This is a genomic window from Paenibacillus sp. B-A-8, assembly GCF_048572915.1.
Classification (GTDB): domain Bacteria; phylum Bacillota; class Bacilli; order Paenibacillales; family Paenibacillaceae; genus Paenibacillus_AQ.
The window spans coordinates 4,821,634-4,836,266 of record NZ_CP183882.1 but is presented as its reverse complement, the minus strand read 5'-3'; the positions used below and the strand labels follow the sequence as shown (position 1 = coordinate 4,836,266).

14 protein-coding genes are annotated in these 14,633 nt (G+C 41.8%); 8 read left to right on the top strand and 6 right to left on the bottom strand.

Annotation, left to right across the window (positions count from 1 at the left end; all coding sequences use genetic code 11):
* The first annotated feature begins 2 nt into the window (after nt 1-2).
* Together ACN6MV_RS21800 and ACN6MV_RS21795 are read left to right on the top strand one after the other, a co-directional pair.
* Complete coding sequence (locus tag ACN6MV_RS21800; RefSeq protein ID WP_419884812.1) at nt 3-1,361, top strand: LLM class flavin-dependent oxidoreductase; 1,359 nt, start codon at nt 3-5, stop codon at nt 1,359-1,361.
* Between the two features lie 220 nt (nt 1,362-1,581).
* Nucleotides 1,582-1,872, top strand: a complete 291-nt coding sequence (locus ACN6MV_RS21795; RefSeq protein WP_419884811.1) for a MazG nucleotide pyrophosphohydrolase domain-containing protein — start codon at nt 1,582-1,584, stop codon at nt 1,870-1,872.
* A gap of 58 nt (nt 1,873-1,930) precedes the next feature.
* Here ACN6MV_RS21795 and ACN6MV_RS21790 read toward each other — a convergent pair whose 3' ends face one another.
* Entirely contained in the window at nt 1,931-2,680 is a 750-nt protein-coding gene (locus ACN6MV_RS21790; protein WP_076121845.1) for an SDR family NAD(P)-dependent oxidoreductase, read from the bottom strand.
* Between the two features lie 163 nt (nt 2,681-2,843).
* On the opposite strand from ACN6MV_RS21790, the gene ACN6MV_RS21785 reads away from it, so the two are divergent.
* The 6 genes from ACN6MV_RS21785 to ACN6MV_RS21760 all read left to right on the top strand — a co-directional run bounded on the left by ACN6MV_RS21785 (nt 2,844) and on the right by ACN6MV_RS21760 (nt 12,362).
* On the top strand, nt 2,844-3,755 hold the full coding sequence (locus tag ACN6MV_RS21785; RefSeq protein WP_419884810.1) for a LysR family transcriptional regulator: 912 nt from the start codon (nt 2,844-2,846) through the stop codon (nt 3,753-3,755).
* A gap of 147 nt (nt 3,756-3,902) precedes the next feature.
* Nucleotides 3,903-4,082 carry a GH32 C-terminal domain-containing protein gene (locus tag ACN6MV_RS21780; protein WP_375103493.1) on the top strand — a complete coding sequence of 60 codons (180 nt, stop codon included), beginning with the start codon at nt 3,903-3,905 and terminating at the stop codon, nt 4,080-4,082.
* 39 nt (nt 4,083-4,121) lie between these two features.
* Nucleotides 4,122-4,292, top strand: a complete 171-nt coding sequence (locus tag ACN6MV_RS21775) for a hypothetical protein (protein ID WP_375103492.1) — start codon at nt 4,122-4,124, stop codon at nt 4,290-4,292.
* Between the two features lie 187 nt (nt 4,293-4,479).
* Nucleotides 4,480-10,878 (top strand): phosphodiester glycosidase family protein, encoded by a 6,399-nt coding sequence (locus tag ACN6MV_RS21770; RefSeq protein ID WP_419884809.1) that lies wholly within the window; start codon nt 4,480-4,482, stop codon nt 10,876-10,878.
* A 396-nt stretch (nt 10,879-11,274) separates the two neighbouring features.
* Nucleotides 11,275-11,934, top strand: coding sequence for a helix-turn-helix domain-containing protein (locus ACN6MV_RS21765; RefSeq protein WP_042190416.1), 660 nt, complete (start codon nt 11,275-11,277; stop codon nt 11,932-11,934).
* Between the two features lie 119 nt (nt 11,935-12,053).
* Nucleotides 12,054-12,362 (top strand): hypothetical protein, encoded by a 309-nt coding sequence (locus ACN6MV_RS21760; protein ID WP_042129778.1) that lies wholly within the window; start codon nt 12,054-12,056, stop codon nt 12,360-12,362.
* 181 nt (nt 12,363-12,543) lie between these two features.
* On the opposite strand, the gene sda is transcribed toward ACN6MV_RS21760, so the two are convergent.
* The 5 genes from sda to ACN6MV_RS21735 all read right to left on the bottom strand — a co-directional run bounded on the left by sda (nt 12,544) and on the right by ACN6MV_RS21735 (nt 14,578).
* Nucleotides 12,544-12,717: a sporulation histidine kinase inhibitor Sda gene (gene sda / locus ACN6MV_RS21755; protein WP_081390100.1), complete on the bottom strand. Its 174-nt coding sequence runs from the start codon at nt 12,715-12,717 to the stop codon at nt 12,544-12,546.
* A 217-nt stretch (nt 12,718-12,934) separates the two neighbouring features.
* Nucleotides 12,935-13,267 (bottom strand): LytTR family DNA-binding domain-containing protein, encoded by a 333-nt coding sequence (locus ACN6MV_RS21750; protein WP_052414675.1) that lies wholly within the window; start codon nt 13,265-13,267, stop codon nt 12,935-12,937.
* Nucleotides 13,268-13,288: 21 nt separating this feature from the next.
* A complete protein-coding gene (locus ACN6MV_RS21745; RefSeq protein WP_139328656.1) occupies nt 13,289-13,408 on the bottom strand; it encodes a cyclic lactone autoinducer peptide in 120 nt (39 codons plus the stop codon).
* Entirely contained in the window at nt 13,405-13,932 is a 528-nt protein-coding gene (locus tag ACN6MV_RS21740; RefSeq protein WP_419884808.1) for an accessory gene regulator ArgB-like protein, read from the bottom strand. The genes ACN6MV_RS21745 and ACN6MV_RS21740 overlap by 4 nt, the downstream gene beginning before the upstream one ends.
* Nucleotides 13,913-14,578: a hypothetical protein gene (locus ACN6MV_RS21735; RefSeq protein ID WP_419884807.1), complete on the bottom strand. Its 666-nt coding sequence runs from the start codon at nt 14,576-14,578 to the stop codon at nt 13,913-13,915. Before ACN6MV_RS21735 ends, ACN6MV_RS21740 begins: the two co-directional genes overlap by 20 nt.
* Between the last annotated feature and the right edge of the window lie 55 nt (nt 14,579-14,633).

The window sequence follows — 14,633 nt, the reverse complement described above, 5'->3', positions numbered from 1 at the left end:
TTATGGGAACTAGACAAGATCAGCTACATTTAGGTGCATTTATTTATTATTCAGGTCATCATCATTATGGCTGGCGCCATCCTGAATCAGGAGCGGATAAAATATTCAACTATAAATTTTATCGCGAATTGGCACAGACTGCCGAGCGCGGGAAGTTCGATATGATGTTTTTAGCGGATTTGTTGTATGTAATGGGGGCGGATCAAGCAGCTTCGGGTATGTTGGACCCATTGACCCTGCTGTCTGCCCTTTCGACAGATACAGAAAAACTCGGATTAACAGCTACTGTATCAACCACGTATAACGAACCTTATAATGTAGCCCGCAAATTTGCATCATTAGATCATATTAGTGAAGGTCGAGCTGGCTGGAACATAGTTACTTCTCAGCTCGATGTGGAAGCTTATAACTATGGGAAGCCGGAGCATCCTGAGCATGGACTCCGTTACCGTATGGCACGGGAATTTGTTGAGGTTGCAACGCTTCTCTGGGACAGCTGGGAAGATGACTCTCTGATCGTTAACCGCGAAGAAGGGAAATTTGCGGATGCGACGAAGATCAAAGAAGTGGAATACAAAGGGGAGTGGTATTCTACGAAAGGGACTCTCAATGTACCTCGTTCACCTCAAGGGTATCCCGTACTTATTCAAGCCGGTTCTTCTGCTCCAGGGCAAGATTTTGCAGCTAGCTTTGGTGAGGTGATCTTCACAGCACAGCAGTCACTTGAAGCAGCCAAGGCTTTTTATGAAAGTGTCAATTCTAAATTAGCAAATTACGGCCGTGAACGCGGCAGCTTAAAAATTATGCCTGGTTTGTCCCCGATTATCGGAGCGACTGAAGAGGAAGCACAGCGGAAATATAAGGAACTGCAGGAACTGATTCCTCCTGCTGCTGTTGTGGGTATGTTGTCTGGGATGTTGCAATTTGACTTGTCCGAATTTCCAGTGGACGGACAGCTGCCTGATATTCCTGATCCAGTAGAAGCATCGAATGGAATGAAGAGCCGGGTTCAGCTGATTATGGATATGGCTCGTAAGGACAAATTATCCATTCTAGAATTAGGACGCCGTTTGCTTGGTGCAAGAGGTCATATGCAGTTTGTTGGAACTTACGAACAATTAGCTGACCTTATGCAATTGTGGTTCGAAGAATATGGCTGCGATGGATTTAACATTATGCCACCTGTACTGCCAGGCAACTTGGATGAATTCGTAGATCATGTGGTACCTATTTTGCAAGCACGTGGCTTGTTCCGTACCGAATATACAGGCAGTACTCTTCGTGAACATCTGGGACTGGAACGCCCTGATGTCCGTCATTTCCATAATCGCAGAGTGGCTGAAACAGCGGCTAGTAAATAGTTCGCCCAAGGGAAGTAAAGGATTCTGTACAGTATAGAACTGTTGATTCCTTTCGTAGTGAAGGTAAAATGCAAAGGAAGCGATTCTTCATTCATTGAGGAGTTGCTTCTTTTTTAGCATTGGGGCGTTTGTGTTCTTCGATCAAAAGGATGATAATTGGAGAATGCGCAGGAATAATTACTTTACATAACTTTATATCCGAAAAGCGAGGCGTAAGAAAATGAATACATCTGAGTTTCAACAGTATGTGAAGAAGTTCAGTGAAACCAAAGGTTTTGACACTAGTAGCATTGAGCAGCGAATGTTGTACTTAATGACTGAAGTGGGGGAATTGTCCAAAGAGGTACTGTCCGTATCCTTCGATCCTGATGGTGAGAAAAAAGAAAACTTAGGATATGAGATGTACGACGTGGTGTGGAATATTTTTGATCTGGCCAATAAGCTGGATATTGATTTGGATCAGGCATTTAAACGTAAGCTGGAAATTAATGAACAAAGAACATGGGAGTAGTATAAAAAAATCCAAGGACATCCCGCGCGGGGAGCCTTGGATTTTTTATATAACATTTTTATTTAAATGAAGCATAACCTTCATCCGCCATTACAACACTACCGTTAATTGCGCTAGCTTCTGGCAAGGAGAGCAAGTATACGGTATCAGCAACTTGTTCAGGTAGCGTTAATTTGTTACCCATGACTTTGCTCTTCATCTCGTCGACCATTCCTTGGTCTTTATATCCTTGGATAATTGGGGTATCTACAGCACCTGGAGCAACGGCGAGTACGCGGATACCGTGAACGGACATTTCAAGCGCTGCCGATTTGGTCATCATTATGACCGCACCTTTGGAAGCGTGATAAGCGAATGTACCTGGGGAAGCCAGGAATCCAAATACAGAAGCAGTATTGATGATCACACCCTTGATGCCGAGTTCACGCATTTTTTTACCTGCCGCAATAATACCGTGGGCAACACCATGCTGATTGACATTAATAACACTATGATAATCCTTAAGGTCTTGGTCTAGTACAGGAGTGACGCGGCCGATCCCGGCATTGTTGAACATGACGTCAATTCTTCCATAAGTGGTAACGGTCTTTTCAACCAGTGCTTCTACCTCTTCATATTTTGAAACATCGGTTTTGACGAAAATCGCTTCGCCACCATCCTTGATGATCTGTGCTACTGTTTCTTCACCTAATTGTTGATTGAAATCGGCAACGACCACTTGGTCACCTTTGCTTGCGAATTTAATAGCGGTTTGTTTCCCGATTCCACTGGCTCCACCTGTTATTACGGCTACTCTTTTGTCTGTCATTTGTGATTCCTCCTCGAGAAATATAGTTATACTAGAAATATAGGGTCATATGGTGAAAAGGTTATTTACTAACTTATTTACATTCTAACACTAGTCCAAATTAATTAAAATTTAAGTAAATTTAATAGGTATTAAGTAAATATTAAGTTAGGGAGTGATTCAAATGAATTTAGAGCAATGCGAGAATATCGTAGAAGTCGCAAAGATTGGTTCACTAACCAAAGCCGCTCAGAATCGTCATATCACCCTGTCTGCGATAAGCCAATCTATAACACTGTTAGAAGCGGAGCTGGGAGTTGCTTTGTTCATTCGTTCGCGAGGCCAAAAAGCAGTTCCCACAGCAGAAGGACAGGTCATAATCAGCAAAGCAAATGAAGTCCTAATGAAAGTTAATGAATTAAAAGCTGAAGCACAGATTTACAGTGATACGTTAAGCGGTCATTTGAAGATTGCTACAATTCCGGGACCTATGCATCTAATAGTGAAGGTTATTTCTGGTTTTAAGATGGATTTTCCAAATGTGAAAATAGAGATTTTTGAAAAGGGACCTAAAGAGATTCTGGATAATGTGCTTCAGGATGAAGTGGATATCGGACTGATGGTCTCGCCGGAGGGCTTATCAGATCAACATAAAGGGGTCGTATTTGAGAAATTAATGGAAGGAAAGATTGTTGTAGGCGTACATCCTCATTCACAATTAGCTTTAAATACAATGATTACCCCTGAACAGTTAGCAGGTCAGACATTGGTTTTATACGATGATCATTACATACAGGACTTTGTGGAGCGATATTTACTGAAGGCTGGGCCGATGAATATCCTTTTTATAAGCAATAATACCCGAGCCATTGAGAATGCAGTTGCGGCAGGACTCGCGATTACGATCGGTATGGATTATTCTTTTATAAAAACATTTGAGGATTCTCAGAAGATTATGAAGACGATCGAGCTGCGATCTTCTGATCAGCATACTCCAGGTTCTATTGTTTCAGCTTCTAAACAAGGCTCAAAAACGGTCCGAAGATTTATCAACAGGCTTAAGCATGAGTTTGAGGAAGGGATCAGAAGAGGTTGAACGTTCATTTCTCCAATGTTGGAGAGCTTGAATTAGGAGAGGATGGAGCGCCCCGAAAAGATTACAAACATCAGTAACCATGCTAAATAATGAATACAAAGGATTACAATTAGTAAGAAAGCTACGACTATAGCACAAATCACTTCGATGCACCTATTCTTAGATCGCTCTTCGGTCGAGCTGTTTGCGAATGAAGGTCAAGCAGCAATGACCAGTCGGATTTATCCTACAGAAGCTCGTTCGGGAATCGAATTTTTTGAACACAATGGCGAAGTGACCATCACAGAATGTACGTACTGGAATTTAAAAAATATTTGGAAAGTATAATAAATAATTTATTGGGAATGAGTTTAGGAGGAACTGGAGTTGCTGAAAGAGACACAAGGAAGCTTAGTGTATCAACAAGTACTTTGTATCGGAGAATTATTAATTGCTAATCAAGTGGGTGCTATCGTGTGTACGAAGGTAGGCGCTATTGCTGCATTACCTACTTTAATTTTGGGTACCGATAGAAACCATCAAGCGCTGGCCGCTTGATGGTTTTTTATTTGTGCCCAGCAGGGACGGGCTGAAATATGAATTTGATGAATGAATTAGAAGAAGTTAACAGTATGCCTTGGTAAATTTAATTTAACCTTTACGCTTCCTAGTTAATATAAACCCTATGATGTTGTCCAAGCTCAGATCGTCATTAGGACAGCCAAGTGGGGAGGATGTCAACACAGTGAGAAGGTATTTAAGGCAAATTAATGTGGTAGTTATTTTTGTTTTGTTGATTTCGTTGTTGCAGCCGGGGGCATTTGTTCACGCTTCCATTTCAGATTTACCTGCTACAGAATATGGTACTGTTATTGATGTTCGTAAGACGGAGCTGGCACCTGAGGCGATGTATACCTGGATGGATCTTCAAAATGAACGTGGTTTGCAAAAGGTTCATGCTGTCGAGTTTAACCCGCAAAATCCTAACTTAGAGCTGCGGGCGGGCACGAAGGATGGAAAGGTTTATGGCATGAAGGGTGTAACGGAAATGGCATCTTATGCGGATACGCCTGGAAACCGTGTAATAGCAGGGGTTAATGGTGATTTTTATGAAATCTCCGGTTTTGCCACGGGTGTTCCTAACGGATTGTTTATGGATGAGGGTGTGATTCTGAACAGTTCGATCTCAGCTTTTACCTTCGGTTTAAAAGAAGACGGCAGCTCGATTTATGGTGTGCCGAAGTTAACTAAAAACATTACGATAAACGGAAAAACGACTAATCTAACCAGTATCAACCGTTATCGAAATACAAATGAGCTGGTTCTCTATACGGAAAATTATAATACAACTACAAAGTCGACCAATGAGGGTGACGAGGTTGTTCTAGATATTGTCGAAGGAGAAGTGAAAAGCGGTCAGACCTTGAAGCTGAAGGTGTCTGAAATCCGTAACAATCAAGGCAATACGCCGCTTTCCCAAGGAAAGGTGGTTTTGTCTGCTAATGGGACATCTCGTGCTGTTTTGCAGGGGTTATCGGTTGGTGATAGTGTTACTGCAAGCTTTGCGCTAAGTGGAGAATGGAATGAAGTCAAAGTAGCAATCGGCGGTGAAGGACCGCTGGTGAAGGACGGAGTAGTTCAACAAGGTGTAGGGCCTTTAGGTATTCATCCACGTACTGCCATTGGTACAAAAGCGGATGGCAGCATCGTTCTTTTCGAAGTAGATGGAAGATCACCGGGCTTTAGTGAAGGCGTAGATACCGATGAACTGGGAAAAATAATGAAAGATATGGGCGTTATTAACGCCATGAATCTAGATGGTGGCGGTTCATCTACCTTTGTTGCCAGAATGCCAGGTACTACCGGCGTTAAAATGATGAACCAGGGCTCGGATGGCTACGAACGTAAAACCGGCAACGGTTTGCTTATCGTCAACACAGCTCCTGAGCAATCTGCAGCTTCTAAGCTGGTTGTGCAGCCGAATACGGAACGTATTTTACAAGGCTCAACCTTTGCATTCAAAACCGCAGGCGTGGATGAGAATGGACATCCAGCTCCGTATTCAGGAACGGTGAATTGGCAGGTGGATGACGGTCTTGGAACCATTGACGGAAATGGAGTCTTAACAGCAGGAACCTCCGCCGGAACCGGAAAGGTGACTGTAGAAGCTGATGCGGTCAAAGGCAGCGGCGAAATCGAAGTGGTGGATAAGCTCACAGAGCTTAAATTTCCTGATGTAATCAAAACGTATTCTTCAGGTGCTACTGCACCATTGACCATAAAAGCTCTTCGGAATGGACAGGTTATTCAAGCAGATAATCATAGCTTCGAGTGGCGAGTTGAAGGCGAGATCGGGACAGTGGACAAGAATGGTCTGTTTCAAGCGACGAGCGAGAACGGAAAGAATGGTAAGATTATCGCTAAATACGGCAATGTAGAGACATCATTTGAAGTTAATGTTGGATTACCACCAGTAATGCTGGAGGATTTTGAGAGTGGAATCAATAAATATGTAGCTTCCAGTGCTGCTGCCAACAGTGTGAAGCTTCTAGAAGTAACAGATCAGGATTTTGTCCGCAGTGGGGATAAAGCCTTGAAGCTGGAATATGATTTTGTGGGGAAGACAGGTACATCTGGAGCATATGTAGCTGCGAGTTCAACCGGAAATCGAATTCAAATTCCGGGTTATCCTGAGAAAATCAGTATGTGGATTTATGGAGATGGCAAAAAGCACTGGCTGCGAGGACAGATTCGTGATGGCAATAATGCAGCGGTGCCTGTGGATTTTACGGATCAGGTGAACGGTGTGAATTGGACCGGATGGAAATACGTTGAAGTCTCCGTTCCCAAGGGAAAAGCCACACCTTTAACGATGGATATGCCTGTTCGCTATATGGAGACCAGTAATCTTAATAAGAGTGAAGGTGCTATTTACGTAGATGATATTCGCGCCATTTATGGTCCGCTAGAGGAAGATAGAACACCTCCAGTGCTTAAAGATGCTTATCCTGGTGTGAACGAAATTGTAAAAACAGCTACGCCAACCCTTTCTATCAATGGTGAGGATGATGGTTATGATCCTGTAGCCCATCCAGGAACGACCTTAATTGATCCTGCAAAGACTCGGGTTTTTGTAGATGATCAATTAGTAGAGCATGGATTTTATCCACCAAAGGGACAAATTACTTATAAACCTAAGATTCCGCTAACTGAAGGTAGACATAAAGTAAAAGTAGCTATTCGCGATATGAGCGGTAATCAGACAATAAAAGAATGGTATTTTACTGTGAATCTAGGATCACCATTCTATGTATACAAAACGCCAGAAGTAGTATACGCCGGCAGCACATACACTTTGGATGTAACCGCGGAGAAGGCTAACAAGCTGAAGGAAGGAAATCTTACGTTTGCTTTTAATCCTGCTGCAGTTAAAGATTTGCAGGTGATTCGGGGGAGTAAGGTAACAGAAGCCCAAATGGCATCACTTATTGATCCGGTACTGGGAACTGTACGCCTTACCTTAAGCGACATAAATAGCTCTAATCTTGGTGATAAAGATCTCATCGGCCAAATTCAATACACAGTTCGAAATGATTATTTGGGTCCCTATACACAAGAACAGTTGGCTGGAGACATCAGTAAACCGTTTGTAATTGAGAATACATCCGGTTCTGTAACCTCTACGGAGGGTACGGGAATCCCTATTTCTTTTGTTGGGGCAGCTGTTGAATCTGTGGTGAAGACACAGTTAATGCTCACTTGGAATCATTACGATATAGCCAAAGGCTTTGATGCTTCTTTTTCGGTAAAGGATTTGAGTGGCAATGGCGTTGAGGGTGCTTCACTACTGATTGATGGTATGGAGGTACAAGGAGCAGTCTCAGGGGCAAACGGAATACTTTCAACGGCTTCCGTTACTTCTGCAGAAGGAGCGTTTAAATTACAGACAGTGAAGGGGAATATCTACAGTCCTGTAATGACATTCAGAGTTGCTCCATACGACGGGACAACTGCTCCGCGGAATGTGAATGTTACGATGGGACTCGATGCAGCAACCTCCCGTCAGTTCACTTGGCAAACCGAACCGTTAACCAGGGACACTGTAGTTGAACTTGTGAAAAAAGCAGATTTCACGAGCTTTCAAGCCGAAAATGTAATAAAAATAACTGGCAGCAGTTCGATCTACAACACTAACAATGACGGAACAATGCGAGTTCACAAAGCGGAGGCAGTAGGGCTTACCCCTGGAACGGAATATGTATATCGTGTGGGGGATGGCAAGTTAAATGTAAGTGCGCAAGGAACCTTCGTTACAAGCGGGGGGGAGAGCACTTCTACAAAATTCCTGTTCATCGGTGATTCCCAAGCTGACTCGAAAGCAGGTTTTGGTCTTTGGGGAAATACGATTCAGGCTGCTTTTGCCTACATGCCAGATGCAGAGATGCTAGTTCATGCAGGTGACATGGTGGATAAAGGATTTGAACAAGAGCAGTGGAATTGGTGGTTCGATGCTGCGCAGCAACAGCTCCTGAATACCACACTTGTCCCGATTATCGGGAACCATGAAGTGATGGGAACGAATGGAGACGGGGATTACCTAGCACAATTCAATAATCCGCAAAATGGTGCAGCGAGTGTGAAAGGGACGAACTATTCCTTTGATGTGAAGGATACTCACTTTGTGGTCATGAATACAGAACATTCAGGTAGTCCGTTTGCAGAACAGGCAGAGTGGCTGGATCAGGATCTTTCAGCTACAGATAAAAAGTGGAAGGTGATCTTTTTCCATCAAGGTCCCTACGGCAGCATCTACTCTAATGAGCAGGTGCAAGCAAAGTGGGTACCAGTGTTTGATAAGCATAATGTGGATCTTGTTATGAATGGCCATGATCATATTTACTTACGAACTTTTCCGATGAAGGATGGTAAGCAGGTAGCGGAAGGCGAAGGTACTCGATATGTGATCGGAGGTTCCTCGGGTCCTAAGTTCTATGCGTTGACGCCACGTTTTTGGCAGGAAAAAATATATGATGAGGATGAACAAATTTATACCGCTGTTGAGATTGCCGAGAATGAGATTACGGTTACTGCAAGAACGGTTGATGGTGTGGAAATTGACCGTCTAGTAATCGGGAAAATTGTTCTAGAATCTATTGCGCTGGATCAAACCACTGTAGAGCTTGAACCTGGTGCTAGCATTCAACTGCAAGCTAAGGTTCAACCAGAACAGGCTAATCATCTAAAAAAGATTTGGTCCATCGTTTCTGACACTACTGAATCAGTGGTCACTGTAAATGAGAGCGGCCTGGTCACAGCGTTGAAGCCAGGTATAGCTAGGGTAAGAGTTGCAGTGGAAGGTTACCCGAATATTTATGCGGAGAGTACGATAAACGTAGATGTTCTGCAATCTATTAAGCTTCAGGGCAAAAGAGAGCTTAAACTGGAAGAAGCTGATCAAACGGTAACCGAAGCCGTTTATGCGTCAGGTAAACGTATCCCGATATTAGATGGACTTCATTATTCCAGCTCAAATGAGAATGTTGCTACAATCAACGATCAGGGCTTGATTCAGACCTATAAGGAAGGTACATCAGTAATTGCAGTTACCTATAGAGAGTTCTCATCGGAGTACAACCTTGTCGTAACAACGGATGTGGCTTCTGAGCTAACAGGAATCGCGATTAAAGGGCCGGATTCGTTGGAGCTGGGTAGTAAAGGCTCTGTTGTCGTTCAGGCTGTGTACAGTGATGGCAGCACGCTAAAATTGATCGAAGGCGTAAAATATGATACTTCTGATCATGACGTTGCCATGATTAGTGAGACAGGAGAACTTCATGCTCTAACTGTCGGTACAACAAAAGTCAGTGCTGTTTATAACGGGTTAAGTACTGATTATGAATTGACAGTGACAGAAGGTTCACCAGGGACAACACCAACACCAACACCAACGCCAGGTGGCTGGGTGCCGGGACCTATGGTGACACCAACGCCTACATCCTCACCAACACCGTCGGCATCTGCACAAGTGGGAATTGTAACGATAACAGAATCTCAGTTGTCAGCGAACAAGAATGCACAAGGTGAAGTTGTGGTTTCCATTGACGAAGTGGTAACGGGATTACTCTTGCCAGGGAATGCGGTTGAACTACTTGGCAGTGCATCCCTCAGAGTGGTTACGAAGGAATTGACGGTTATTATCCCTGTGAGGGTATTGGCGGATCTAAGTAAGCAGGACCCTGCTGGAATCAATGCCGAAAGTAAGATTTCACTTCAATTGAATTCAGTAGCTAGCGATGCAGCAGCGGAACTGATTAATCGTGCAGGAACACTTGCGGGTGCACAATTGAGAGTGATAAGTGATATGCGGGAATGGTCGCTTAGCATGATAACTGAACAAGGAAAGAGCTTCAGGTTAAGTCAGTTTGCAGAGCCGATCACGATTTCATTTAAGGTTGACGCGAATGTAGATCGACGTTTATTAGGAATTTATCACATTGATGATACTGGTAATTTGGAGTATATGAATAGTAATTGGTTGGAAGGTTATATTGTTGCTCCTATCAGTCATTTTAGTAAATATGCATTATTAGAATACGACAAGGATTTTAGTGATCTGAAAACCGATCATTGGGCATTCCTTACTGTGAAACAGCTCGCAGCTAAGCAGCTTGTACAGGGCGTAACAGCGGATCATTTTGATCCCAACAGATCGGTTACACGTGCTGAATTTACTGCGATGCTAGTTCGCGTACTTGGGCTGAAAGGTCAAACGGAAGCCGTATTCGCCGATGTAGCTTCGGACAAATGGTATGCCGAAGCCGTAGGCTTAGCGAGACAAGCTGGAATTGTTACTGGCCAGAATTCTTTACAGTTTGAACCAGATGCTAAGATTTCTCGTCAAGAGATGGCTGCGATGCTGGCTCGTGCATATGCTTACGCCAAGAAAACAGTAGCTGTCGATAGTCTTAACGGTATGGCATTTAAAGATATTGCTGCTACTCCGAAATGGGCTCAAGAGGCTATCAGCGAGGTGCTCAGACATGGATTGATGCAAGGACGTGGGGAAGGGCAATTTGCTCCGAAACAAAATGGCACTCGTGCCGAAAGTGCACAGATGATCATCAACTTGTTGAATGTTATGTAGTAATGATTTTGGCCAGTCTCAGAAAATTGGGGACTGGCTGTTTTTTGGTCCATTTTTTTTTAGTTTTCGGACTCCACAGTTCTTATTGTCATATTTTTGAACCGGCTCGCCGTATATTTTAATGAATAGCTGCATCTGAGTCCCTTAGGTGAGCGAAAAAGCAGAAATCAGCTAATAAGGTCTCAACAGTCAGATACGTTTGATTTTCCAACCCGAGAACATAATCCAAAACCTGGAAGACGATCACCTATTCTTATCCTGTTTTTGTGACATGAGGGTTATATTGGTTATTGAATAGTGGGAATTACCCTTCAGAAGCAAGTAAATGCTAGGATTAATTGTTATAAGCCAACACAAATTGTTATGTTGTGTTATGATAGTAGGGAGGTGACTCCCATGAATGATTTTGAGAACTATCCCGATGAGCTGGGTAATTTCATTCGGCACATCAGAAAAACGAGAGGGTTAACCTTAAGAGGACTGGAAGAAAAGAGCGGTATTAGCTACTCACAGCTTAGCAAGATCGAACGTGGAGAGAGCATTCCGCTTAAAGACAATCTGGACAAGATCATTGAAGCGCTTGGAACAGATCTGAAGAATCGGATGTATCATTTGGCAGACTATATGCCTGATATTGAATATATCAAGACCTTGAAGCATGGTTATGAACTGCCGCAGCTTAAGCAGTCTCAAGACTACATTTATGAGACGGCCTTTAACAAGCTTAAGGAATTCAGGGCAAAGGAAGGTAAAGAAACTTCTTATGTTTCCTTTGATTCTAATGAAGTCATAGTTTATGAAACCGAATATGGGGCAGGAATGGTAATAGAGAAGATTGAGAAATACAATCTTACTGACGTCCTGAACGATAAGTTTGAGGGTTGCCTCGACTCCTTAAGAAAGAGCCCTCGGAAAGGGCGTCAAGCCTTTCTATTTGGCGAGTGGTTACGGGAGTGCGTTTATGAGCTGAAGGAAGAAGAACAGGATCAGGTCATACAAGCGCTCAAAGAATTTACACAATTTAAAGTACAACAAATAAAGGGTGCTTATAAATAATGTATGTTTCATAAATGATCTCAAAAATGAATAATGTTGCCCTTTCTTGCAGCCATCTATTCATCTTGATCCATAAACTAACAACTAAAAATGGTTTGACAGAAAAGGGGATATTAATAATGAAAATTAACATGAAGTTTACCAGCAAGGGAAAAGTCGCTATAGAGAATTTTAATAACGAGGAATTGCTGGAGATCTTCGCACGATACATCAAGACATTATCCAAAAAGTATGATATCGAAGTTGATGTTCCTCTTGACGAGAATCAAAATATTGTTGGTGATGGCGCAGTGATCGCGACTGCTAAAAATGTAAAATGTGATGTAGAAACCTTTTTCAAAGAGCTGGGTAGAGATATTAAAGTTCCATTGAAGAAGAGACTTGGCGGAAAATTGGAAAATGTATTTAAAACTGAAATTACGGAGTAGGGACTATTCTATTTAGATGGAGTAATCCTTGTTTCAAACAAAGAAGGTAGGGCCATTAGAGGCTCTACCTTCTTTATGTTGATGAAGTTAACATGAAGACAAAACAGAGAGCACTCGGAGTAGAAGTCATGGGAAATTATATAATTGCGCACAATAAGCGAATGAATTCGTGTCGGGGATGTTATATTTCTTTAGAATGTATGAGATCTCTACTGTCTAAGATCTCTTTAACAATCTCAATGAAATCTGGTAAAGCTTGTGCCTCAACCGCTAACGCATAGATGTTAAGTAATTCTTCATCAGATATCGATTCAAGAGATGAGGGGCGAGGTGAGGGATGAAAATAGTAATTCATTTGGTTCCTCCATCATATGTTTGTTTTTATTTCGCATTTATCTATATGGTATCATTTGGAATACAATCCGTCCCCTGTCATTCATCTTACGAATTTATCTTTACATCTGAGGATAATTATGGCATAATCTCTTTTTTTGTGCGATTATAGGATGGATTGCTTTAAATTTTAATAAATAAAAAAAGATCCCGACATGTAGAGACATGCCGGGATCTTTTTAATCGGAGTCTTTCTTTAGAGTAGATAAGTACTTTTTTAGGCGAGGTTCATTGGACTCCGAAACAGTTGCAAACTGCTCGCCATGATTAAAATAAACGATTTTTCGTTCGGAATCATAGCCTTCGATGTTGTTAATATTGACTACATTGCTGCGGTCAAGGCGTTTAAATCCCTTACCCTCATACGCTGTGAAAAGATCGGAAAGAGTGGTGGGGAGAACAAATTCGCCTTCTTTCGTATGGACGAATATTGTATTCTTATAATTCGAGAAATACAATATTTCTTCCTCCAGAATATCACAGGAGGAACCGTCTTTCTGTAAGACACGCATCTTTTCCCCATCCTTGTTTAATTACTTACGCAATTCTTTTGGAATTTCTGGACTGTGAATGTAAGGCTTGATTATTGTTGCAAAGACAAGAGCGGACATGCCAAGCGCACTAGAAGCAACACGAGCGAGCGTTTTCTTCATCTACTAGACCTCCCTTGTAAAGGAATGATTACTGTTAAGGACTGGATGAAAAAAGCCAGACCGATGACAGACGAGTTAATCCAAAAATTTGCGAGCACTAACAGGATGGATAACATTTTCAAACCTAGGTACCAGTCTTTAGAGAGTTGTGCATTTCGATCTGGATTCGGAGCAAATAAGATCATTGAAATCATACTAAATAGATTAATCCAGAGCAAATAACTATGTGCAAGGAATGTAAGATGGGGGATTAACGAACATATGAAAATGGACGTTATATTACAGGCTGTTGCAGTTTTCAAATGGGCTCCGCCAGAACAAATCCTTAGCAATCCAAAACTTAGAAGCGCGATCAATGTTCCCATTAATTGCCCTGTAAAGCCCCCTATAAGAAGGGAAACTGTAATAATGAATAAAGTATTCAAAATAATACTCAGTGCATACTGCATTACTTCTATGGAATGAGTTTGCTCAGGGTTTGTTTTTTTTATGGCCGAAACGATTCTAAATGCTAAATGATTCATGGTCATTTCTATCCTTTTTATAGGATAAGTACAAATATCCCCATAATATAACCCCATAACCAATAGGGATTAGAAGAAAATAGCTTGACTGAAAAAATAACGAAACGGAAGCGATTAGAAATAGAGCAGGAAGATTCAGAGCAAATAGTATTTTTTCGCTCGTACTCGGTTTTATTTTTATATCAGGTTTATCGGGTACAAAATCAAATCCTTTACGTTTTCGGCGCATATACACACCAATACCTATGGCAGCCAAAGCTGATAAAACTTGAAGTATAAATATATTGATAGAAACAGAGTTGGAAGAGTCTAAAGGAAACTTGATTACAAAGTTTAAAAAATAATATAGAGAGGTTTGAATCACGGAATATGCTTGATAAGCCATCCCGGTCAGTATGGAGGCATAAAAGGGATGAATTCGGAACAACAGCCACATAAAGAAAAACATTAGTGCATATTGTGAGAAAATATCTAATTGAAATAGGTCATAGTTCGTCCGAAGTGAATAGGAGAAAAACCCCATTACAAAACTTCCGAACACCATCTCCTTATGAAAGAGATCAATTTTGAAGATTTTAAAAGCTAAAAAGAAAATAGCATAGGTTTCTAGTCCTGAAAAAACCATGAAGAGAATAAAATCAAGCATGCCGACACTCCCGATGACTAGTTTAACAAATCTTAATATTGCAAGTATCATACAT